A 20,562-nucleotide genomic window follows, 5' to 3' on the forward strand; every position below is an offset into this window, starting at 1 on the left:
GACGTGGTAGAGTAGGCCCATGCAGCGCGCCATGGTTCTCGTAGGGGTGGGCCTGGCCCTCCTGTGCCTGGGCTGGATCCTCCTGGGCCCCAAGGGGAAGGCCGGGCTGGACCCCGCCCAGGGGGCCCGGTTTGCCCTGGGCCGGGAGGACGCCCCGGTGGTGGTGGTGGACTTCTCCAACTACCTCTGCCCCCATTGCCAGAACCACGCCCTCCAGGTCCTCCCCCGGATCAAGGCCGAGTACATCGACACGGGCAAGGTACGCTACCTCTTCCGCGATTTCCCCTTCCCCGGCCAGGCCGGCGTGATCCGGGCAGGGGAGGCCGCCGCCTGTGCCGCCGACCAGGGCCGCTACTACGAGTACCACGAGGTCCTCTTCCGGGCCGCCACCTCCTGGGGCAACCTGGAAGGCGCCGCCCTGGACCGCTACCTGGCCGACCTGGCCGGGCAGATGGGCCTGGACCAGGAAGCCTTTGCCGGGTGCCTGGCCTCGGGGCGGCACCGGGAAGGGGTCCTGGCCGACCAGAAGCTGGCCACCGACCTGGGCCTCACCGGCACCCCCACCTTCTTCGTCAACGGGGAGAAGTACGGGGGGTACATGGACTTCGCCAAGTGGAGGGAAGCCCTGGACAAGGCCCTGGCCGGCGGCGGAAAGTAATCCGGGCGGTGTAGGGCCAGGGGAAGCACACCCCTGGCCCTAGGCGTTTTCTTTGCTAGCCTTGGGGCATGGAAGCCCTCTGGGTGGCCTGCGCCTTCGCCCTGGGCCTCTTGGCCAACCGCCTGGGCCTGCCCCCCCTGGTGGGCTACCTGGGTGCGGGCTTCGCCCTGCGGGGGCTCGGCCTGGGAGAAACCGAGTTCCTGCGCCATGCGGCGGAGATAGGGGTCCTGCTCCTCCTCTTCAGCGTGGGGCTCAAGCTTCGCCTGCAGGACCTTCTGGAGGTCCGGGTTCTGGGGGCAGGGGGGCTACACCTCCTCCTCTTTGCCCTGGCCGCCCTGGCCCTGGTGGGCCACCCCCCCCTGGCCCTGGCCCTGGCCTTTTCCAGCACGGTTTTGGTGGCCAAGCTCCTGGAGGACAAAAAGGAGCTCACCACCTACCATGGCCGCCTGGCCGTGGGCATCCTGGTCCTGCAGGACCTGGTGGCCGTGGGCCTCCTCACCCTGTACGGGGGGGCAGGCGTGAGTCCCTGGGCCGCCTTCCTCCTCCTCTTCCCCCTCCTGCGCCGGGGGGTGGGGTGGCTTTTGGAAAAGAGCGGACACGAGGAGCTTTTGGTCCTTTTTGGCCTGGCCCTGGCCCTTCTGGGAGGGGAGGGGTTCCGGCAGGTGGGCCTCTCCCCGGAGCTGGGGGCCCTCCTCACGGGAACCCTGCTCTCCGGCCACCCCAAGGGGGCGGAGATGGGCAAGGCCCTGTGGAGCCTGAAGGAAGCCTTTTTGGTGGCCTTTTTCCTAGAGATTGGCCTGCGGGAGGGGCTAGGGGGGGTGGACGTGGCCGCGGTGGGGGGGTTGCTCCTCCTCTCCCTCCTCAAAACCCCCCTCTTCTTCGCCCTCTTCCTCCTCCTGGGCCTGCGGGCCCGCACGGGCTTCGTGGCGGGGCTCTACCTGGGCAACTACTCGGAGTTCGCCCTCATCGTGGGGGTGGTCCTGGAACGGGCAGGCTTCCTGCCCTTGGGCCTCACCACCTTGGCCCTGACCGTGGCCCTATCCATGGCCCTCTCCGCCCCGGTGGCCCGGTACAGCCATGTCCTCTACAAGCGGCTGGAGCCTTGGCTCCTGCGCCTGGAACGGAAGGGCCTCCACCCGGACCAGGAGCCCGAGCGCCTGGACGGGGCCACGGTCCTGGTGGTGGGGATGGGGCGTACCGGGGGGGCGGTCTACCGGGTGCTGGAGGGAGCCGGGGAGCGGCCCCTGGGCCTGGACGCCGACCCGGAGAAGGTGGAGCGGCACCGGGCCAAGGGGCGGCGGGTCCTTTACGGGGACGCCGAGGACCCGGAGCTTTGGGAGCGGCTGGACCTAAAGGGCCTCAAGGCCGTGGTCCTGGCCTTGCCGGACCTCGAGGCCAAGCTCCTGGCGGCCCGCTGGCTCAAGGAGCGGGGCTTTCCCGGGATCCTCGCGGCCACCAGCTTCCACCTGGAGGAGGACCCCGTGCTCCAGGGGGCGGGGGTCAACCTCCTCTTCCACCCCTTCCGCGAGGCAGGGGAGCGGCTGGCGGAGAGGGTGCTGGAGGCGGTGGCTATAATGGGTGAGGTGAGCCATGGCCGGTCATAGCAAGTGGGCACAGATCAAGCGCAAGAAGGCCGCCAACGACCTCAAGCGCGGCAAGATCATCTCCAAGCACCTGAGGGCCATCCAGGCCGCGGCCCGGGCCGGGGGAAGCCCCTACCCCGAGGCCAACGTCCAGCTCAGGAACGCCATTGAGGCCGCCCGGGCCGACGACGTGCCCATGGAGAACATCGAGCGCCTCCTGCAGAAGCTCCAAGGGGGCGGGGAAGGCGCCGAGCAGTACGAGGAGATCGTCTACGAGGGCTACGCCCCGGGTGGGGTGGCGGTCCTGGTCTACGCCCTCACGGACAACCGCAACCGCACCGCCGGGGAGGTACGCCACGTCTTCGGCAAGTACGGGGGCTCTTTGGGCACCTCGGGGAGCGTGGCCTGGCAGTTTGAGCGCAAGGGGGTCATCGTAGCCGAGAACAGCGAAAGGGCTCAGGAGGCGGCCATTGAGCTGGGCGCCCTGGACCTGGAGGAGGAAGGGGAAAGCCTCACCGTCTACACCGATCCCGCCGAGGCCTACCGCATGGCCGAGGCCCTGAAGGCCCGGGGGGTGGGGGTGGAGGCCGTGGAGGTGGTGCAACACCCCCAGAACACCGTGGCCCTCAGCCCCGAGGAGGCCGCCAAGGTCTTGCGGCTGGTGGAGGCCCTAGAGGACCTGGACGACGTGCAGCACGTCTACACCAACCTGGACCCCGCGAGCCTCCAGGTGGAGGCTTAGCCCCCGTGCGGGCTTTAGGCCCGCATGGGGTGGTATCACAACCGGTTTGCGCTGGGGTTCTGCGGGTGCTGCACCGGGTGGCGAGCCCCGGCCCCGCCGACTTTATGCTGGACGAGGTGATGCCCGATGAAGACGTTATGGACCCTCCTGGAGGGGCGCAGGGGCGAGTTCCTGCTGCTGGTGGCGGTTAGCAGCCTGGTGAGCGCGACCGAGGCCCTGCTCCATCCGTTGATGCTCAAGTGGCTCTTCGACGAGGCGGTGATCGCGCAAGACTTCCGGCGCTTCGCCCTCCTGGGATTCGCCTACCTCGCTGTGGGACTGGGCCTGATCGCTCTCTTCTGGGTCGCCTCCCTCTGGCAGAAGGCCCTTATCAACCAGGTGGTGCTTGATTTGGAGGGGCGGCTGCTGGCCCAGGCCCTGCGAATAGACTGGAAAGACTTCAGTCGTGAGGGAGCCGGGGCCTTTGTGAGCAGGGTTCACCGGGATGTCCTCGAGGGGCTGGCCCCTGCGATTTCCCTCTTGGTTGACCTAGCCCGCCAGGCCCTGGCGGCCCTAACCTTCCTGGGGGTGCTGCTGTACCTGTCGTGGCAGGCTACCCTGGCCCTGGCGATCCTGGTCCCGCCGCTATTGTGGGTCGCGCAGCGGGTTGGGACGGGGATTCGCCGGGCGACTGAGTACGAGCGGGAGTCGGAGGCCCGCTACCTCGAGGTCCTCTCCCAATCGCTAAAGGCCTTCCGGGCTCTACGCGGCCTACCCCGTCTTCTCAGCCCGACTCTGGCGGCCAACCGGGAGGCCCTGCGCGCCCACCTCGAAGACACCTACCGCAGCCACCGGCTGATGTGGGCCCAACAGGCCTGGAGCGACGTGTTCATGAACCTGGCCAACACGCTCGCGCTGGTCGTGGGCGGCTACTTCGTCCTGATCCGCGTGCTGAGCTTCGGCGGGTTCTTGGCCTTCGTCAACGCCTTTTGGCGGGCGGTGGACAACACCTTTTCCCTGTTGCGCCGGGTGCCCGAGTTCCACCGCTACGGGCAGATCCTCGAGCGCTTGCACGGACTGCTCTCCTCCGCACCCGACCCCTACGTGCAGCCGGCCGCCGAAGCCCGGCTCGAGGGGGTGCGGCTGGGCTACGCGGGCGGGGCCCCGCTGGAGCTGCCGCGGGTGGAAATCCGCCCGGGTGAGCGCGTGCTCCTCGTAGGGCCTAACGGCGTGGGCAAGACCACCCTGCTGCACGTGCTTTCTGGGTATCTAGCCCCCGAGAGGGGTAAGGTGGAGCGGCCCGCGCGGGTGGCCGCGCTCACCGCTCCCCCGGAACTGCCGCCCTTGACGGTACGCGAGCTAGTTCCCGACGCCGGGATCCGTAAGGAACTGGGGCTAGAGGGCCTGGAGGACCGCCGCCCGGAGGCCCTGTCCTCGGGGCAGCGGCAGAGGGCCGCCATCGGCGCCCTGCTTTGCGAAGAGGCCGACCTCTACCTTCTGGACGAGCCCTTGGCCAACCTGGACCTCGAGAGCCGCGAGGGGGTGCTCGATCTCATCCTGCGCCGGACCGCGGGAAAGGCCCTGGTCGTGGTACTGCACGGGGATGAGGCGTTGCACAGCCGCTTCGACCGGGTGGTGGAACTGGCGGGGCCGCAGGGGGTGGACTCCCGGTAGCGCCCGCCTTCACCCAGGCTTTAAAGCTGCGAACAACTCTCTACTCTCTACCGGGGCCCCCATACGGTCGCAAGACCGCATGGGGTGGCATAAGGCCTACCCCTTCTTGCGCTTCTTCTCCTCCCGCATGAGCCTTCGGCGCTCGGCCCGGGAAAGGCCGGGCTGGGGCGGTGGGGTGGTGGGGCGCTTCTTCTCCACGCCGAAGGGCCGGGCCTCCTCCTGGGGAGCGGGCACGGGCACGTAAGGAGCCTCCCGCACCGGGCGCACCGGCTCCGCCTCCACCTTGAGGCGGAAGAGGAACTTGGCCACCTCCCCCTTGATGAAGCCCACCATGTCGTTGAACAGGCGGGTGGCCTCGATCTTGTACTCCTGGAAGGGGTCCTTCTGACCATAGCCCCGGAGGAAGATGCCCTGGCGGAGCACGTCCAGGTTGTGCAGGTGCTCCTTCCAGGCGGAGTCCACCACGTTGAGGATGACGAAGCGCTCCACCGCCCGCATGAGGGGAGGGCTGAGCTCGGCCTCCCGGGCCTCGTAGGCCTTGAGGGCGGCTTCCACCAGGCGCTCCACCCCCTCCTCCGGCTTGAGCCGCCGCAACTCCTCAAAGGGGAAGTCCCCAAGCTGGGGCGCGGTGTCCAGGAGGCCGGCCTTCAGGCCCTCGAGGTCCCAGTCCTCGGGGTGCACCTGGGGGTTGAGGAAGTTCTCCGCCAGGCCCGCCACCGACTCCTCCACCATGCCCAAGGCGGCCTCCCGCACCTCCTCGTCCTTCCCCAGGAGGATGAGGCGGCGCTGGGCGTAGATCACCTCCCGCTGGCGGGCCATGACGTCGTCAAACTGCAAAAGCTGTTTGCGGATGGCGAAGTTGCGGTCCTCCACCCGCTTTTGCGCCCGCTCAATGGACCGGGTGACCATGGGGTGCTCAATGGGCTCAGAATCGTCAAAGCCCATGCGGTCCAGCATGGCGATGACCCGATCGGAGGCGAAAAGGCGCATGAGGTCGTCGTCAAAGCTCACGTAGAAACGGCTGCCCCCGGGGTCCCCCTGGCGGCCAGCGCGGCCACGGAGCTGGTTGTCAATGCGGCGGGACTCGTGCCGCTCCGTGCCCAGGATGAAAAGCCCTCCCAGGGCCCGCACCCGCTCCTCGTCGGCCTTGCACTCCTCGCGGATCTGGCGGATCCGTTCCAGGAGTTCCCCCCTGACGCCCAGCTCCTGGGCCAGGGCCTGGGCCTCCGCCTCCTGGCCGGCCACCATCTTCTTGATGAAGAGCTCCACCTTCCACTCGTAGCGGTCAAACCCTTCCTTTTCCAAGAGGGCCGCGGCCAGGTACTCGGGGTTCCCCCCCAGCTTGATGTCCGTACCCCGGCCCGCCATGTTGGTGGCGATGGTGACGGTTTTGGAGCGCCCCGCCTGGGCCACGATCTCCGCCTCTTTGGCGTGGTGCTTGGCGTTGAGCACCTGGTGGGGGATGCCCTGGCGGAGGACGCCCAGGGTGTGCACCGCCCGCTTCAGGCCCTCCCAGGCCGCCCGCAGGTTCCCCTTGGGGGGGATGAGTTCCTCAAAGGGGGCCAGGTCCTCGTCCTTGAGCTGGGTGGGCTTTTCCAGAAGCTTCCTCAGGCGCTCCCAGGCCTCCCCCGTCTGCTTGGCGCTGGCCTTCTTGAAAAGCTCCAGGCGCATCTCCAGGCGGGGCAGGTAGAGGCGGGGCTCCTTGAGCATCTGGGAAAGGCGCTCGGACTTTTCAATGCTGATGGTGCCCACCAAGACCGGCTGCCCCCGCTCGTACTTCTCGGCGATCTCCTCCACCACCGCGTAGAACTTCCCCTTCTCCGTGCGGTAGACCACGTCGGGGTGGTCCTGGCGGATCATGGGGCGGTTGGTGGGGACCACCACCACGTCCATGCCGTAGATCTCCTGGAACTCCTTCTCCTCGGTCTTGGCGGTGCCGGTCATGCCCGCCCGCTTCTCGTAGAGGCGGAAGAAGTTCTGGTAGGTGATGGTGGCCAGGGTCTGGTTCTCCCGCTCGATCCGGACCCCTTCCTTGGCCTCAATGGCCTGGTGCAACCCCTCCCCGTAGCGGCGCCCGGGCATGAGCCGGCCCGTGAACTCGTCCACGATGATGACCTGGCCGTCCTGGACGATGTAGTCCCGGTCCCGGTGGTAGAGGTCCTTGGCCCGGATGGCCTGGATGAGCATGTGGGCCAGCTCCATGTTTTCCGGGCTGAAAAGCCCCTCCACCCCAAGGAGCTTCTCCGCCTTGGCGATGCCCTGGAGGGTGAGGTGCACGGAGCGGTTTTTCTCCTCGATGGTGTAGTCCCCCGTGGGCTCCTTGCGCACCCCGGGCTCAGGGGGAAGGCCTCTTTCCAGCTTTTTGGCGATCTCGGCCATCTTGTAGTAGAGGTCGGTGGCCTTCTCCGCCGGGCCGGAGATGATGAGGGGGGTGCGGGCCTCGTCGATGAGGATGGAGTCCACCTCGTCGATGATGGCGTAGTGCAGGGGGGTATCGTGGCGGAGCACCAGCTGGTCTGGGCTGATGGCCATGTTGTCCCGCAGGTAGTCAAAGCCCAGCTCGGAGTTGGTCACGTAGGTGACGTCGCAGAGGTAGGCCCGGCGGCGCTCCTCCGGGGTGGAGGTGTGCTGGATGACCCCCACGCTGAGGCCGAGGCCCCGGTAGACGGGCCCCATCCACTCCGCGTCCCGCTTGGCCAGGTAGTCGTTCACCGTGACCACGTGGACGCCCTTGCCGGTGAGGGCGTTGAGGGCCACGGCCAAGGTGGCCACCAGGGTCTTCCCCTCCCCGGTCTTCATCTCGGCGATCTTGCCCTCGTGGAGGACCGCCCCGCCGATGAGCTGCACGTCAAAGTGGCGCATGCCCAGGTAGCGCTTGGCCGATTCCCGGGTGAGGGCGAAGGCCATGGGGAGAAGCTCCTCCAGGGAAGCACCCTGCTGGTGCTTCTCCTTGAGCTCCCGGTAGGCCGCGGCCAGGTCGGGGATCCGCTCCACCTCGGCCTCGAGGCGGTTGGTGGGCTCCACCACCTGCTTCTGGTAGCGGGCGATCTCCCGCTCGTTGTTGTCAAAAAGCTTCCGTATGAGGCCCAGCATCCTAGGGCCGATTGTACTCCCTGGGGATGAGAAACCCCTTTAGGCTTCCTCCAGGGGCCAGTAGGCGGTGGCCCCCAGGCCCAGGGGGCTTGGGGGAAGGCCCGCCCGGTAACGGCGCCAGGCGGCCAGGGCCACCATGGCTCCGTTGTCCTGGGAGAGGCCCCTGGGGGGGAAGTGGACCTGGAGGCCTGCCTGGCGGAAGCGTTCCTGAAGGGCTTGGTTGGCGGCCACCCCCCCGGCCACCAGGAGGACGCGGTGGCCGGTGTCCTCGGCCGCCCGCAGGACCACCTCGGCCAGGTGGAGGATGGCCGCCTCCTGGAAGCCCCGGGCCAGGGCGGGGGCAGGTAGGCCCTTCTCCACCAGCTGTAAGGCCCTGGTCTTGAGGCCGGAAAAGCTGAAATCGTACCCCTCCTGCCCCTTGAGGGGGACGGGGAAGGGGATGGCCTCCCCGGCCTCCCGCGCCAGGCGCTCGATCTCCGGCCCCCCGGGGAAACCGAGGCCCAGGAGGCGGGCCACCTTGTCAAAGGCCTCCCCGGCGGCATCGTCCCGGGTGGCCCCCAGGAGGCGGTACCGCCCCAGAGCCTGGACCTCAAAGAGGTGGGTATGCCCCCCGGAGGCCACCAGGGCCAGGAAGGGGGGCTCGAGGCCTTCGGGCCAAGCGGCAGCGATGTGGGCCTCCAGGTGGTGGATGGCGTAAAAGGGCCGCCCCAGGGCCCAGGCCAGGCCCTTGGCGAAGGCGTAGCCCACAAGTAGGGCCCCGATGAGGCCAGGCCCCCGGGTGGCCGCCACCAGGGAAAGGTCTTGGGGGCCGATGCCCGCCTCGGCCAGGGCCCTTTCGGCCAGGGGACGGATCACCTTCAGGTGCTCCCGGCTGGCCAGCTCCGGCACCACGCCGCCAAAGGCCTGGTGAAGGGCCACCTGGCTCGCCACCAGGTTCACCGCCACCCGGCCATCCTCCACCAGGCCCACCCCGGTGTCGTCGCAGGAGGTGTCTATGCCCAGCACCCACACCCTTCCACCCTACCAGGGCTAGGCTGGAGGGGAAGGTGCTCTGGCTTCTGCCCCCCATCCTGCTTCTGGTCTACCTCCTCTACCGGGCCCGCAGGCCCCGGCCCCGGCCCTGGGCGGGGGTGTGGCTGTGGCGGCGGGGAAGGCGGCGCCGCTTCCGCCCCAGGCCCGACCTCAGGCTCCTCCTCCTCCTCCTGGCCGCGGCCCTCCTGGTCCTGGCCCTGGAGGACCCTCCCTTGGGGCCCCCTCCCAGGGTCTTCGTGGTGGACGCCTCCGCTAGCATGGCCGCCCGGGAAGGGGGGAAGACCCGGCTGGACCTGGCCAAGGAAAGCCTCCTTCCCCTCCTGGAAAGGGCCCCGGAGGCGGTCCTGGTCCGGGCAGGGGAGAAGCCTTTGGCCTTTGGCCCCGCCCCTGGGGTCGCCCTCAGGGCCAGGCTCCTCGCCCTGGAGGCCGGGGATGCCCGGGCGGACCTGGAGGGGGCCATGGCCCTGGGGAGGAGGCTCCTCAAGGCCCCGGTGGTGGTGGCCACCGACGGCCCCCCGCCCCCCGGGGCCGAGGGGTACCTGGGGGTGGGCAGCCCCCAGGAGAACCTGGGGATCGTGGCGGTGGCGGGGGGGTTCCTGGCCCTGGGGAATAGCGCCCCAAGGCCCCTCCTGGCCCGGGTGGAGATCGGGGGCCAGGCCTACCAGCGGGAGGTGCCCGCCCGGGGGTATGCCCGCCTCGAGGGCCTCCCCTTAAGCTTCTCCGCCCGGGTCCTGAACGGGGGGGCCCTGGGGCTGGACGACGCCGCGAGCTTTGGCCTAAGGCGGCTTGGAGTGGAGGCCCCATCCCTCCCCGCCCTCACGCGCCTCCTGCGCCTCTTGGGGACGGTTCCGGGAGGGGAGGTGCGGGTGCGCATAGGGGTGCCCCAGGCCCCCCCCGAGGGGCCCACCCTCTTCTTCGCCCCCCAGGCGGGGGAGCCCCTTCCCGTCCTCCTCACCGCCCCCCACCCCCTCCTGGAGGGCGTGGCCCTCCTGGGGGAGCGCCTTCCCCCTCCCCCTCCTCCCCCCGCCCCCTGGCAGGCCCTGGCGGAGGGGGAGGACGGGCAGGGCCTCCTCTACTTCGCCGAAGGGGGGCTTTACCTGCCGCCCCTGGAGGCCATCCAGGACCGGCCCCTCTTCCCCGTCCTGGCCTACAACTTCCTCCGGCCCTACCGCGAGGCGCGCACCGGCCTCCTGGCCCCGGAGGAGACCCTCCTGCCCACCCCCCAGGCCAGCTTCCTGCCCCGGGAACCAGGGGGCGGGGGCCGGTGGCTGGCCCTCCTGGCCGCCTTGGTCCTCCTCCTGGAAGCCCTCCTCTGGCGGAAGCGGGAGGCGGCATAATGGGCCCATGCGCTTCCGCCCCTTTAGCGAACTGGACCTGGAGGCCCTGAACCGGGTGGCGGGCCACCGGCCCCTAAGCCCCGGGGCCGTGCGCCACTTCGCCCGCACCGGCCACTCCTTCCTGGCCGAGGAGGGGGAGGAACCCTTGGGCTTCGCCCTGGCCCAGGCGGTCTGGCAGGGGGAGGCCACCACCGTGCTGGTGGTGCGGATAGAGGGCATCTCCCAAGCGGTGCTGGAAGGCCTCCTGGCCGCGGTAGTGAAAAGCGCCTACGACGCTGGGGTCTACGAGGTGGCCCTCCACCTGGACCCGGGGCGCCGGGAGCTGGCGGAAGCCCTAAGGGCCCAGGGGTTTGCCGTGGGGCCTTTGGTCCTGGCGGTGCGGGTCCTGGGCAGCCGGGGCCTTAGGGGGGAGGCCCGGGGGGTTTTAGAATAGGGCTTATGAACCGCGTCCTCATCGGCATCCGGGGGGAGCCCACCCCCGAGGGCATGGAACGGATCCTGAAGGCCCTGCGGGGCCTAGAAGGCGTAGAGCAGGCGGAACCCACCGGGCCCGCCCAGGTCCTGGTGGCCTACGATCCCCAGGCCCTCACGGTCATGGACCTCATCCGCACCATTCGGGAAGAGGGCTTCCTGGCAGGCATGCTCTAGGGGGTAGACTGAGGGCCGAGGTGCCCCATGCTGGACTTCTACGCCCTGGAAGACCTCCTCACCCCGGAGGAGAAGGAGGTACAAAAGGCCGCCCGCCGCTTCCTGGAAAAGGAAGCCCTGCCCCACATCCGGGACTGGTGGGAGGAGGGGGTCTTCCCCACCCACCTGATCCCCCGCTTCGCCGAGCTGGGCTTCCTAGGCCCCACCCTGCCCCCGGAGTACGGGGGGGCGGGGGTGAGCAGCGCCGCCTACGGCCTCATCGCCTACGAGCTGGAGCGGGTGGACTCGGGCCTGAGGAGCTTTGTCAGCGTGCAAAGCTCCTTGGTCATGTACCCCATCTACGCCTACGGGAGCGAGGCGCAAAAGCGGGAGTTCCTCCCCAGGCTCGCCCGGGGAGAGCTGGTGGGCTGCTTCGGCCTCACCGAGCCCGATGGGGGGTCTGACCCCCAGGGCAACATGAAGACCCGGGCCCGCCGGGAAGGGGATACCTGGGTGCTCCAGGGCAGCAAGATGTGGATCACCAACGGCAACCTGGCCCATATCGCCATCATCTGGGCCAAGGACGAGGAGGGGCGGGTCCTGGGGTTCATCGTGCCCACGGACACCCCGGGCTTCCAGGCCCGGGAGGTGAAGCACAAGATGAGCCTCCGGGCCTCGGTGACCAGCGAGCTGATCCTGGATGGGGTGCGGGTACCCGAGGCCCTGCGCCTGCCCAAGGCGGAAGGCCTCAAAGCCCCCCTTTCCTGCCTCACCCAGGCCCGCTTCGGCATCGCCTGGGGGGTCTTGGGGGCCTTGGAGGCGGTCTACCGGGAAGCGGTGGAGTTCGCCAAAAGCCGCTCCACCTTTGGCGCGCCCATCGCGCAAAAGCAGCTGGTGCAGGCCAAGCTGGCGGAGATGCTCGCCTGGCACACGGAGGGGCTTCTCCTGGCCTGGCGGCTGGCCCGGCTCAAGGACGAGGGGAGGCTCACCCCGGCCCAGGTCTCCCTGGCCAAGCGGCAGAACGTCAGGAAGGCCCTCGAGGCCGCCCGGCTGGCCCGGGAGATCCTGGGGGGAAGCGGCATCACCCTGGAGTACCACGCCATCCGGCACATGCTCAACCTGGAAACCGTCTACACCTATGAGGGCACCCACGAGGTCCACACCCTGGTCCTAGGCCGGGAGGCCACGGGGCTGAACGCCTTCTGATGGTCATCGCCTTCACCGGCGACCCCTTTTTGGCCCGGGAGGCCCTCCTGGAGGAGGCCCGGCTCCGCGGGCTTTCCCGCTTCACCGAGCCCACCCCGGAGGCCCTGGCCGAGGCCCTCACCCCGGGGCTTTTCGGCGGGGCGGGGGCCATGCTGGACCTGAGGGAGGTGGGGGAAGGGGAGTGGAAGGCCCTGAAGCCCCTCCTGGAAGGGGTGCCGGAAGGGGTGCCCGTCCTCCTCCTGGACCCCAGGCCTACCCCTGCCCGGGCGGCCTTCTACCGGGGAAGGGAGCGGCGGGACTTCCCTACCCCCAGGGGCAAGGACCTCCTGCGCCACCTGGAGGGCCGGGCCAAGCGGCTTGGGCTTAAGCTGCCCGCGGGGGTGGTGCAGTACCTGGCCTCCCTGGAGGGGGACCTCGAGGCCCTGGAGCGGGAGCTGGAGAAGCTGGCCCTCCTCGCCCCTCCCCTCACCCTGGAGAAGGTGGAAAGGGTGGTGGCCCTAAGGCCCCCAGTGACGGGGTTTGACCTGGTGCGGGCCGCGCTGGAGGGGAACGCCCCCGAGGCCCTGCGCCGCCTCCAGCGCCTCAAGGAGGAGGGGGAGGAGCCCCTTAAGCTCCTTGGGGCCTTCGCCTGGCAGGTTGCCCTCCTGGCCCGGGCCTGGATGCTCCTGGGGGAAACCCCCAGGCCCAAGGAGGAGGACCTGGCCCGCCTCGAGGCCCACCCCTACGCCGCCAGGCGGGCCCTGGAGATGGCCCGGGGGCTGGGGAAGGAGGGGCTCCGCCAGGCCCTGGACACCCTGATCGCCGCCGAAAGGCGGGCCAAGGAGGGAAAGGACCCCTGGCTGGCCCTGGAAGGGGCGGTCCTGGCCCTGGCCGGCCTGTCCTTGACCCGCGGGTCAGGGCCTGGGTAGAGTGGGGCCATGCTCCCAACCGCAGGGGTGGAGGGGGTGCTGGCGCGGGCCCTGAAGGGCGGGGCTGACTTCGCCGAGGTCTACGCCGAGCGCTCCCGAAAGCGTCGGATGTCGGTCCGCTCCGGGAGGCTGGAGGAGGCCATCTCCGGCCTGGACTACGGGGTGGGGATCCGGCTTTTCTTCGGCACCGAGGTGGTCTACGCCTACACCAACGACCTCACGGAAGCGGGCCTGCAGGAGGCCCTGGAAACCCTCCTCAGGGCCAAGGGAACCCTGGGAAAGGTGGACGCCCGGGGCCAAGGGGGCCTGGACTTCCGCCGGCGCGCCCCCCAGGGCCTCCACACCCCCAAGGTGCCCCTAGGGGAGAAGGACAAGCGCTTCCGCCTGGAAAGGCTCTTGGAGGCCGAGGCCGGGGCCCGGCTGGCCCCGGAGATCAAGGAGGTGGAGGCGAGCCTCCTGGAGTGGGAGCAGGAGGTCCTCATCGCCAACACCGAGGGCACCTGGGCTGAAGAGAAGCGGGTCCGCACCCGGCTCTACGTGCTGGCCGTGGCCCAGGACGGGGCCGAGGTGCAGACCGGGATGAGCGCCCCGGGGAAGAGCGTGGGCCTGGAGCTCTTCGAGCTCTATCCGCCCAAGGAGGTGGGGGCCAAGGCCGCCCGCCAGGCCCTCACCAACCTGCGGGCCAAGCCTGCCCCGGCGGGCACCATGCCGGTGGTGGTGGGCCCCGGTTTCGGCGGGGTGATCTTCCACGAGGCCCTGGGCCATCTCCTGGAGACCACCAGCGTGGCCAAGAAGGCCAGCGTCCTCGCCGATCGGCTGGGGGAGGCCATCGCCAGCCCCGTGGTCACCTACATCGACGACGGCACCCTGCCCCACGCCTGGGGCTCCAGCGAGGTGGACGACGAGGGCCGGCCCACGGAGCGCACGGTGCTCATTGAAAAAGGGGTCCTCAGGGCCTACATGGTGGACCGCCTGGGCCACCTCCTCACGGGCTACCCCCTGACGGGCTCGGGCCGGAGGCAGGACTACACCTACGCCCCCACCTCCCGCATGCGCAACACCTTCCTGGCCCCTGGGGAGAGCGAGGTGGAGGACCTCTTCTCCGGGATCGAGTTCGGCCTCTACGCCAAGGAGATGGGGGGCGGCCAGGTGAAGCCGGGCTCGGGGGAGTACAACTTCGCCGTGCAGGAGGGCTACATCATCCGCAAGGGGCGTCTAGAGGAGCCCGTACGCGGGGCCATGCTGGTGGGCAAGGGGCCGGAAACCTTGAAGCGGGTGGTGGCCGTGGCCAAGGACTGGGAGAACGCCCCCGGCATGTGCGGCAGCCTCTCGGGGGCGGTGCCGGTGGAGGTGGGCCAGCCCCACATCCTGGTATCCGAGCTGGTGGTGGGAGGGCGGGCATGACCCTGGAGGAAGCCAAAGCCTACCTCTTAAGGCGGGCGCGGGAGATGGGCCTTTCGGCGGAGGTCCTCTTCCAGGAGGAACGGGAGCTTTCCCTGAGGGCCCAGCAAGGGGTCCTGGAGGAGATCAAGGAGGCCCGGCAGGGGGGCCTGGGCCTGCGGGTGGTGGCCGAGGGCCGGGTGGGCTACGCCTACACCGAGGAGCTCTCCCAGGAAGCCCTGGAGTGGGCCCTGGCCGAGGCCCGGGAAAACGCCCTCCTTTCCGGGAAGGAGGGCTTCCTCCCCGAGGGGAAGCCCTTGGGGCACCACGACCTCCTGGGCGAGGGGCTTTCCGCTCCCCTCGAGGCCAAGAAGGAAGCGGCCCTGGAACTGGAAAGGGCCCTCCGCAGCGATCCCCGCACCCAAAGCGTGATGATGGCCGGCTACCTGGAACGGGAGGCCCGGGTGGCCCTGGCCAGCACCCAGGGGGCCGAGGGGGGCTTCCGCACCGGCCTGGCCGCCCTGGGGGGAAGCTTCGTCCTGAAGGAGGGGGAAAGCCTTAAGCAGGGCTGGGACTTCAGGCCGGCCAAGGAGTTCCACGCCTTAGACCCCGGGCGCACCGCCTTGGAGCTGCGGGAGAAGACCGCGAGGCTCCTCGGGGCTAGGCCCCTGAGGACGGGACGGTACCGGGCCTACCTGGAGCCTAGGGCCATGGCGGGCCTCCTCCGGGTCTTCGCCGAGGCCCTTTCCGGCAAAAACGCCCTGGAGGGGAAAAGCCGCCTCCTGGGGCGGCTTGGGGAGCAGGTGGCCTCGGCGTGGGTAACCCTGGTGGACGACCCCACCCTGGAGAAGGGCCTGGCCTCCCGCCCCTTTGACGCCGAGGGCACCCCGGCCCGGCCCGTGACCCTCATTGAGCGGGGGGTCTTCCGGAGCTTCCTCCACAACAGCGAAACCGCCCGGGCCCTGGGGCAGGCCAACACCGGCCACGCCTTCCGCCGCTACCGCTCCACCCTGGACGTGGCCCCCAGCAACCTCTACCTCCTGCCCGTGGGCAACCTAAAGCTGGAAAGGGGCGTCCTCATCGCCGAGTTCATGGGCCTCCACGCCGGGGCCAACCCCGTGAGCCTGGACTTCTCCCTCCAGGCCCTGGGGCTTTGGGTGGAGGAGGGGGAGGTGCGCCATGCGGTGGAGAACTTCGCCGTAAGCGGCAACCTCCTGGAGTTATTCCAGGCCATTGAGGCCCTGGGGGAGGATCTGGACTGGGAGCTCATGGGTTCCGCCTATGGGAGCCCCACCGTGGCGGTGGCCGAGCTCTCCTTTGCCGGGGCATGAGGGTCCTCGTCACCCGCACCCTTCCGGGAAATGCCCTAGATAGGCTTCGGGAAAGGGGCCTCGAGGTGGAGGTCCACCAAGGCCTTTTCCTCCCCCGGGAGGAGCTTTTGCGCAAGGTCCAGGGGGTGGTGGGCCTCATCCCCACGGTGGAGGACCGCGTGGACGCCGAGGTCATGGACCGGGCGGGGCCGGGCCTCCGGGTGATCGCCTGCTACAGCGTGGGGGTGGACCACGTGGACCTGGAGGCGGCCAAGGCCCGGGGCATCCGGGTCACCCACACCCCCGGGGTCCTCACCGAGGCCACGGCCGACCTCACCCTGGCCCTCCTCCTGGCCGTGGCCCGCCGGCTGGTGGAAGGGGTGGAGCACGCCCGGGAGGGGCGCTGGCAGGCCTGGCACCCCGAGCTCCTCCTGGGGCTGGACCTGGGGGGGCTGACCTTGGGGATCGTGGGCATGGGCCGGATCGGCCAGGCCGTGGCCCAGAGGGCCCAGGCCTTCGGGATGCGGGTGGTCTACCACAGCCGCACCCCCAAGCCCCTCCCCTACCCCCACCTGGCCCTCGAGGCCCTCCTGGCCCAGGCGGATGTGGTGAGCCTCCACGCCCCTCTCACCCCGGAAACCCATAGGCTCATGAACCGGGAGCGCCTCTTCGCCATGAAGCCGGGGAGCATCCTCCTCAACACCGCCCGAGGGGGGCTGGTGGACACCGAGGCCCTGGTGGAGGCCCTCGAGGGCCACCTCTTTGGGGCCGGCTTGGACGTAACCGACCCCGAGCCCCTTCCCCCAGGCCACCCCCTCTACGCCCTGAAGAACGCGGTGATCACCCCCCACCTGGGCTCGGCGGGCAGGCGGACCCGGGAGCGCATGGCCGCCATGGCGGTGGACAACCTGCTGGCCGTCCTGGAAGGCCAAGAGCCGCCCAACCCGGTAGTATAGGCCCCATGAGCCTCCTCATCGGCTTCCTCGGCGGGGCCTTCGGCGGGCTGGTGGGCCTGGGCGGGGGCACGGTGATGATCCCCCTCATGGTGGGGGTGCTCCGGCTTTCCCAGCACAAGGCCCACGGCACCAGCCTGGTGGCGGTCTTCTTCACCGGCCTGGTGGGGGCCCTCACCTATGGCCTGCAGGGTTCCTTGGACGCCAAGGCCGCCTTCTTCCTGGCCCTCACCGCCGTCCTCACCGCCCGCCTGGGGGCCCGCTACGCCCACTCCCTCCCCGAAAGGAGCCTGAAGCGGGCCTTCGGCTGGTTTCTGGTGGGGGTGAGCCTCCTCCTCCTCCTTCGGCCCTACCTGGCCCCCCTGGGCCTGGTGCGGGGCGAGGTCCTGAAAGACCTCACCCTCCTCCTGGCTGGGGGCTTCACCGGCTTCCTCTCGGGAATGATGGGGGTGGGTGGGGGAACGGTCATGGTGCCGGCCATGGTCCTGCTCCTGGGCATCCCCCAGCACACGGCTCAGGGGACGAGCCTTCTCGCCATGGTGCCCGCCAGCCTCATGGGGGCTTACACCCACCTGCGCCTGGGCAACGTGGACACCGCCTTGGCCCCCGGCCTGGTCCCCGGGGTCTTGGTGGGCACCTTCTTGGGAGGGGAGGTGGCCCATTTCCTCCCCGAGGGGGCCTTGAGGGTGGTCTTCGCCGCGGTCCTCCTCTGGACGGGGTGGCGGTACCTGCGCCCCACAGCCGGGAAAAAGTGACTTGGATCCGGCCTGCCCAGACCCAAGCCCCTTCATAATGGGAAAAGAAAGGAGGTGGGCAGCCATGACCCGTTGGCAGGACTGGGTGAACCTTGTCCTGGGGGTATGGCTCATCCTCTCCCCGTGGCTCCTGGGCTTCAGCGGCACCGCGGCAGCCATGTGGAACGCGGTGATCCTAGGGGTGGCCGTGGGGCTCATGGCCCTCCTGCACCTCCGGGGCGGTCCCATGTGGGAGGAGTGGCTCAATGTCCTCCTGGGGGTGTGGCTCATCCTGTCCCCATGGCTCCTGGGGTTCAGCGGGCTGACGAACGCCACGTGGAACGCCATCCTCGTGGGCATCCTGGTGGGTGCCCTAGCCCTTAGCGTGGCCCGGGAGAGGCCCAAGGCCACCTGAAGCGACCCCCTTACCCGCCCAGGGCTTTCCTGGGCGGGGGTTCCCCCTTGCCTAACCTGGGCTTAGGGTGTAAGGTGGGGGTGGCCTTTAAACCGGTCCCGCGAGGCCGGAAAGGGGGAAACGTGAAGCGAGAACACGGAAGCCAAAGGCAAAAGGGTGCGGGGGTTCTGGCCCCCGCCTTTCTTTTGGAGGTGGGGCGTGCGCTTTAAGGCGGAGCTCTTGAACGCCGAGGAGATGCGCCGGGCCCTCTACCGCATCGCCCACGAGGTGGTGGAGGCCAACAAGGGCACGGAGGGGCTGGTCCTGGTGGGGATCCATACCCGGGGCATCCCCCTGGCGGGGCGCATCGCCCGCTACATCCGGGAGTTTGAGGGGCGGGAGGTGCCGGTGGGGATCCTGGACATCACCCTCTACCGGGACGACCTTTCCGAGATCGGCCTGAGGCCCCAGGTACGGGAAACCCGCATCCCCTTGGACCTCACAGGGAAGGCCGTGGTCCTGGTGGACGATGTCCTCTACACGGGGCGCACCGCCCGGGCCGCCCTGGATGCCCTCATGGACCTGGGCCGCCCCAAGCGCATCTACCTGGCGGTGCTCGTGGACCGGGGGCACCGGGAGCTTCCCATCCGGGCGGACTTCGTGGGCAAGAACGTGCCCACCGCCAGAAACGAGGTGGTGAAGGTCAAGGTGCAGGAGGTGGACGGGGAGGACCGGGTGGAGCTTTGGGAAAGGGAGGGGGCATGAGGCACCTCTTGGACTTCGGGGGATGGACGCGGCAGGAGGTGGAAAGCCTCCTGGACACGGCCAAGGTGATGGCCGAGGTGCTCCAGCGCCCGGTGAAGAAGGTGCCCGCCCTCCAGGGCTTCACCGTAGCCACGGTCTTCTTTGAGCCCTCCACCCGCACCCGCCTCTCCTTTGAGCTGGCGGCCCGGCGGATGTCCGCGGACGTGGTCTCCTTCACCGCCCAGACCAGCAGCCTGCAAAAGGGGGAAAGCTACAAGGATACCCTGCTGACCCTCGAGGCCATGGGGGTGGACGCCTACGTGATCCGGGCCGACGCCGCCGGGGTGCCCCACCAGGCCACCCGCTGGGTGAAGGGGGTGGTGGTGAACGGGGGGGATGGGCGCCGGGCCCACCCCACCCAGGCCCTCCTGGACGCCTACACCTTGCTGGAGGCCCTGGGGAGCTTGGAGGGCAAAAAGATCGCCATCGTGGGGGATATCCTCCACTCCCGGGTGGCCCGCTCCAACGCCGAACTCCTCCCCCTCCTGGGGGCGGAGGTCTGGTGCGCCGGCCCCCCCAGCCTCCTGCCCCAGGCCCTGCCCGGGGCGCGGCTTACCCCCAGCCTGGAAGAGGCCCTGGCCGAGGCGGACGCCGTGATGGTGCTCAGGCTGCAAAGGGAGCGGATGGAAGCCGGCCTGGTGAACCTCCAGGACTACATCGCCCACTACCAGGTCACCGAGGCCCGCCTGCGCCGGGCCAAGCCCCAAGCCCCCCTCCTCCACCCGGGCCCCATGAACCGGGACGTGGAGCTGGAGGGCACCCTGGCGGACTCGGAAAGGAGCCTGGTGGCGCGGCAGGTACAAAACGGCGTGGCCGTGCGCATGGCCGTGCTCTATCACCTCTTGGTGGGAAAGGAGCGGGCATGATCCTCATCAAGAACGTTCGCCTGGTGGACGCCCTAGGGGAACGGGGGCCTGCGGATGTCCTCATCGGGGAAGGCCGGATCCTCTCCTTGGAAGGGGGGGATGCCCCGCAGGTGGTGGAGGGCCGGGGGCTCTTCCTGGCCCCGGGGTTTTTGGACCTCCACGCCCACCTGCGGGAGCCGGGGGAGGAGGTGAAGGAGGACCTGGCCACGGGGCTTCAGGCCGCGGTCCGGGGCGGGTACACCGACCTCGTTTCCATGCCCAACACCAAGCCCCCCGTGGACACCCCGGAGGCGGTAGGGGCCCTTAAGGAGAAAGCGGCCCGCCTGGGCCTGGCCCGGCTCCACCCCGCAGCCGCCCTGACCCAGGGCCAGGAAGGCCTCCGCCTCACCGAGGCCGGCCTGCTAAAGGCCGCGGGGGCGGCCCTCCTCACCGACGATGGCCGGACCAACGAGGACGCGGGGGTACTGGCCCTAGGGCTCATCCAGGCCGCCCCCTTGGGCCTGCCCGTGGCGGTGCACGCCGAGGACGCCTCCTTGCGCCGGGGCGGGGTGATGAACGACGGGAGGTTGGCCGACCTCCTGGGCCTGCCGGGGAACCCCCCGGAGGCCGAGGCCGCCCGCATTGCCCGGGACCTCGAGGTCCTCCGCTACGCCCTGCGCCGCTCCCCGGTACCCCCCCGCCTCCACGTCCAGCACCTCTCCACCCGGCGGGGGCTGGAGCTCTTGCGGGAGGCCAAGCGGGCCGGGCTTCCCGTGACCGCCGAGGCCACCCCCCACCACCTCACCCTCACGGAAGAGGGCCTCCGTGGGTTCGATCCCCTTTTCAAGGTGGCCCCGCCCCTGCGCACCCAAGAAGACCGGGAAGCCCTCCTGGAGGGGCTTCTGGACGGTACCCTGGACGCCATCGCCACCGACCACGCCCCCCACACCCTGGCGGAAAAGGAGCAGGACCTTCTCCGGGCCCCCTTCGGCATCCCCAGCCTCGAGGTGGCCTTCCCCCTCCTCTACACCGAGCTCCACCAGAAGCGCGGCCTTCCCCTACCCCGGCTGGTGGCCCTCTTCACCGACGGGCCCCGGAAGGTCCTGGGCCTTCCCCCCCTGCACCTGGTGGAAGGGGCTGAGGCCAGCCTGGTCCTCCTCTCCCCCCAGGAAAGGCCCGTGGACCCCTCCCGCTTCGCCTCCAAGGCCCGCTTCTCCCCCTGGGCGGGGGCCCTCCTCGGGGGCTGGCCGGTGCTCACCCTGGTGGCGGGCCGGGTGGTGCACCAAGCCCTCGAGCCTTAAAA

The 20,562-nt window shown here is 69.9% G+C and carries 19 protein-coding genes; 17 read left to right on the forward strand and 2 right to left on the reverse strand.

Annotation, left to right across the window (positions count from 1 at the left end; genetic code table 11):
* Positions 1–19: 19 nt before the first annotated feature.
* From TCCBUS3UF1_RS07965 to TCCBUS3UF1_RS07980, 4 genes are all read left to right on the forward strand, one after another.
* Positions 20–658, forward strand: coding sequence for a DsbA family protein (locus tag TCCBUS3UF1_RS07965; RefSeq protein WP_014516005.1), 639 nt, complete (start codon positions 20–22; stop codon positions 656–658).
* 68 nt (positions 659–726) lie between these two features.
* Positions 727–2,262, forward strand: coding sequence for a cation:proton antiporter family protein (locus TCCBUS3UF1_RS07970; protein WP_014516006.1), 1,536 nt, complete (start codon positions 727–729; stop codon positions 2,260–2,262).
* Positions 2,249–2,983, forward strand: a complete 735-nt coding sequence (locus TCCBUS3UF1_RS07975) for a YebC/PmpR family DNA-binding transcriptional regulator (RefSeq protein ID WP_014516007.1) — start codon at positions 2,249–2,251, stop codon at positions 2,981–2,983. The genes TCCBUS3UF1_RS07970 and TCCBUS3UF1_RS07975 overlap by 14 nt, the downstream gene beginning before the upstream one ends.
* Positions 2,984–3,109: 126 nt before the next feature.
* Complete coding sequence (locus TCCBUS3UF1_RS07980) at positions 3,110–4,636, forward strand: ABC transporter ATP-binding protein (RefSeq protein WP_014516008.1); 1,527 nt, start codon at positions 3,110–3,112, stop codon at positions 4,634–4,636.
* A 96-nt stretch (positions 4,637–4,732) separates the two neighbouring features.
* Here the strand turns inward: TCCBUS3UF1_RS07980 and secA are convergent, their stop codons facing one another.
* Entirely contained in the window at positions 4,733–7,729 is a 2,997-nt protein-coding gene (secA, locus tag TCCBUS3UF1_RS07985; RefSeq protein ID WP_014516009.1) for a preprotein translocase subunit SecA, read from the reverse strand.
* Positions 7,730–7,768: 39 nt separating this feature from the next.
* Positions 7,769–8,740: a tRNA (adenosine(37)-N6)-threonylcarbamoyltransferase complex transferase subunit TsaD gene (gene tsaD, locus TCCBUS3UF1_RS07990; protein ID WP_041433835.1), complete on the reverse strand. Its 972-nt coding sequence runs from the start codon at positions 8,738–8,740 to the stop codon at positions 7,769–7,771.
* A 35-nt stretch (positions 8,741–8,775) separates the two neighbouring features.
* Between tsaD and TCCBUS3UF1_RS07995 the strand changes: the two genes are divergently transcribed.
* The 13 genes from TCCBUS3UF1_RS07995 to TCCBUS3UF1_RS08055 all read left to right on the forward strand — a co-directional run bounded on the left by TCCBUS3UF1_RS07995 (position 8,776) and on the right by TCCBUS3UF1_RS08055 (position 20,560).
* Complete coding sequence (locus tag TCCBUS3UF1_RS07995) at positions 8,776–10,098, forward strand: VWA domain-containing protein (protein WP_014516011.1); 1,323 nt, start codon at positions 8,776–8,778, stop codon at positions 10,096–10,098.
* A gap of 7 nt (positions 10,099–10,105) precedes the next feature.
* A complete protein-coding gene (locus TCCBUS3UF1_RS08000; protein ID WP_014516012.1) occupies positions 10,106–10,531 on the forward strand; it encodes a DUF1999 family protein in 426 nt (141 codons plus the stop codon).
* A gap of 5 nt (positions 10,532–10,536) precedes the next feature.
* Positions 10,537–10,746 carry a hypothetical protein gene (locus TCCBUS3UF1_RS08005; RefSeq protein WP_014516013.1) on the forward strand — a complete coding sequence of 70 codons (210 nt, stop codon included), beginning with the start codon at positions 10,537–10,539 and terminating at the stop codon, positions 10,744–10,746.
* 27 nt (positions 10,747–10,773) lie between these two features.
* A complete protein-coding gene (locus TCCBUS3UF1_RS08010; RefSeq protein WP_014516014.1) occupies positions 10,774–11,931 on the forward strand; it encodes an acyl-CoA dehydrogenase family protein in 1,158 nt (385 codons plus the stop codon).
* Complete coding sequence (gene holA, locus TCCBUS3UF1_RS08015; RefSeq protein ID WP_014516015.1) at positions 11,931–12,839, forward strand: DNA polymerase III subunit delta; 909 nt, start codon at positions 11,931–11,933, stop codon at positions 12,837–12,839. The genes TCCBUS3UF1_RS08010 and holA overlap by 1 nt, the downstream gene beginning before the upstream one ends.
* A gap of 9 nt (positions 12,840–12,848) precedes the next feature.
* A complete protein-coding gene (locus TCCBUS3UF1_RS08020) occupies positions 12,849–14,243 on the forward strand; it encodes a TldD/PmbA family protein (RefSeq protein ID WP_014516016.1) in 1,395 nt (464 codons plus the stop codon).
* Positions 14,240–15,550 carry a TldD/PmbA family protein gene (locus tag TCCBUS3UF1_RS08025; RefSeq protein WP_014516017.1) on the forward strand — a complete coding sequence of 437 codons (1,311 nt, stop codon included), beginning with the start codon at positions 14,240–14,242 and terminating at the stop codon, positions 15,548–15,550. Before TCCBUS3UF1_RS08020 ends, TCCBUS3UF1_RS08025 begins: the two co-directional genes overlap by 4 nt.
* A complete protein-coding gene (locus TCCBUS3UF1_RS08030; RefSeq protein WP_014516018.1) occupies positions 15,547–16,485 on the forward strand; it encodes a D-glycerate dehydrogenase in 939 nt (312 codons plus the stop codon). The genes TCCBUS3UF1_RS08025 and TCCBUS3UF1_RS08030 overlap by 4 nt, the downstream gene beginning before the upstream one ends.
* Before the next feature lie 5 nt (positions 16,486–16,490).
* Positions 16,491–17,237 (forward strand): sulfite exporter TauE/SafE family protein, encoded by a 747-nt coding sequence (locus TCCBUS3UF1_RS08035; protein ID WP_014516019.1) that lies wholly within the window; start codon positions 16,491–16,493, stop codon positions 17,235–17,237.
* Positions 17,238–17,301: 64 nt separating this feature from the next.
* Positions 17,302–17,631, forward strand: coding sequence for an SPW repeat protein (locus TCCBUS3UF1_RS08040; protein WP_014516020.1), 330 nt, complete (start codon positions 17,302–17,304; stop codon positions 17,629–17,631).
* Between the two features lie 198 nt (positions 17,632–17,829).
* Positions 17,830–18,375, forward strand: a complete 546-nt coding sequence (pyrR, locus tag TCCBUS3UF1_RS08045; RefSeq protein WP_014516022.1) for a bifunctional pyr operon transcriptional regulator/uracil phosphoribosyltransferase PyrR — start codon at positions 17,830–17,832, stop codon at positions 18,373–18,375.
* On the forward strand, positions 18,372–19,280 hold the full coding sequence (locus TCCBUS3UF1_RS08050) for an aspartate carbamoyltransferase catalytic subunit (protein WP_014516023.1): 909 nt from the start codon (positions 18,372–18,374) through the stop codon (positions 19,278–19,280). The genes pyrR and TCCBUS3UF1_RS08050 overlap by 4 nt, the downstream gene beginning before the upstream one ends.
* Positions 19,277–20,560: a dihydroorotase gene (locus TCCBUS3UF1_RS08055; protein ID WP_014516024.1), complete on the forward strand. Its 1,284-nt coding sequence runs from the start codon at positions 19,277–19,279 to the stop codon at positions 20,558–20,560. Before TCCBUS3UF1_RS08050 ends, TCCBUS3UF1_RS08055 begins: the two co-directional genes overlap by 4 nt.
* Positions 20,561–20,562 lie beyond the last annotated feature (2 nt).

This window comes from Thermus sp. CCB_US3_UF1, from assembly GCF_000236585.1.
Lineage (GTDB): Bacteria > Deinococcota > Deinococci > Deinococcales > Thermaceae > Thermus.

What these genes read in the sequence shown, in the direction of transcription:
- TCCBUS3UF1_RS08025 (WP_014516017.1), top strand. Translation starts at nt 14,240, where the DNA reads ATGACCCTGGAGGAAGCCAAAGCCTACCTCTTAAGGCGGGCGCGGGAG.
- TCCBUS3UF1_RS07970 (WP_014516006.1), top strand. Translation starts at nt 727, where the DNA reads ATGGAAGCCCTCTGGGTGGCCTGCGCCTTCGCCCTGGGCCTCTTGGCC.
- TCCBUS3UF1_RS07975 (WP_014516007.1), top strand. Translation starts at nt 2,249, where the DNA reads ATGGCCGGTCATAGCAAGTGGGCACAGATCAAGCGCAAGAAGGCCGCC.
- holA (WP_014516015.1), top strand. Translation starts at nt 11,931, where the DNA reads ATGGTCATCGCCTTCACCGGCGACCCCTTTTTGGCCCGGGAGGCCCTC.
- TCCBUS3UF1_RS08040 (WP_014516020.1), top strand. Translation starts at nt 17,302, where the DNA reads ATGACCCGTTGGCAGGACTGGGTGAACCTTGTCCTGGGGGTATGGCTC.
- TCCBUS3UF1_RS08020 (WP_014516016.1), top strand. Translation starts at nt 12,849, where the DNA reads ATGCTCCCAACCGCAGGGGTGGAGGGGGTGCTGGCGCGGGCCCTGAAG.
- TCCBUS3UF1_RS07965 (WP_014516005.1), top strand. Translation starts at nt 20, where the DNA reads ATGCAGCGCGCCATGGTTCTCGTAGGGGTGGGCCTGGCCCTCCTGTGC.
- TCCBUS3UF1_RS08055 (WP_014516024.1), top strand. Translation starts at nt 19,277, where the DNA reads ATGATCCTCATCAAGAACGTTCGCCTGGTGGACGCCCTAGGGGAACGG.
- secA (WP_014516009.1), bottom strand. Translation starts at nt 7,729, where the DNA reads ATGCTGGGCCTCATACGGAAGCTTTTTGACAACAACGAGCGGGAGATC.
- TCCBUS3UF1_RS08000 (WP_014516012.1), top strand. Translation starts at nt 10,106, where the DNA reads ATGCGCTTCCGCCCCTTTAGCGAACTGGACCTGGAGGCCCTGAACCGG.
- TCCBUS3UF1_RS08035 (WP_014516019.1), top strand. Translation starts at nt 16,491, where the DNA reads ATGAGCCTCCTCATCGGCTTCCTCGGCGGGGCCTTCGGCGGGCTGGTG.
- TCCBUS3UF1_RS08030 (WP_014516018.1), top strand. Translation starts at nt 15,547, where the DNA reads ATGAGGGTCCTCGTCACCCGCACCCTTCCGGGAAATGCCCTAGATAGG.
- TCCBUS3UF1_RS08010 (WP_014516014.1), top strand. Translation starts at nt 10,774, where the DNA reads ATGCTGGACTTCTACGCCCTGGAAGACCTCCTCACCCCGGAGGAGAAG.
- TCCBUS3UF1_RS08005 (WP_014516013.1), top strand. Translation starts at nt 10,537, where the DNA reads ATGAACCGCGTCCTCATCGGCATCCGGGGGGAGCCCACCCCCGAGGGC.
- TCCBUS3UF1_RS08050 (WP_014516023.1), top strand. Translation starts at nt 18,372, where the DNA reads ATGAGGCACCTCTTGGACTTCGGGGGATGGACGCGGCAGGAGGTGGAA.
- TCCBUS3UF1_RS07980 (WP_014516008.1), top strand. Translation starts at nt 3,110, where the DNA reads ATGAAGACGTTATGGACCCTCCTGGAGGGGCGCAGGGGCGAGTTCCTG.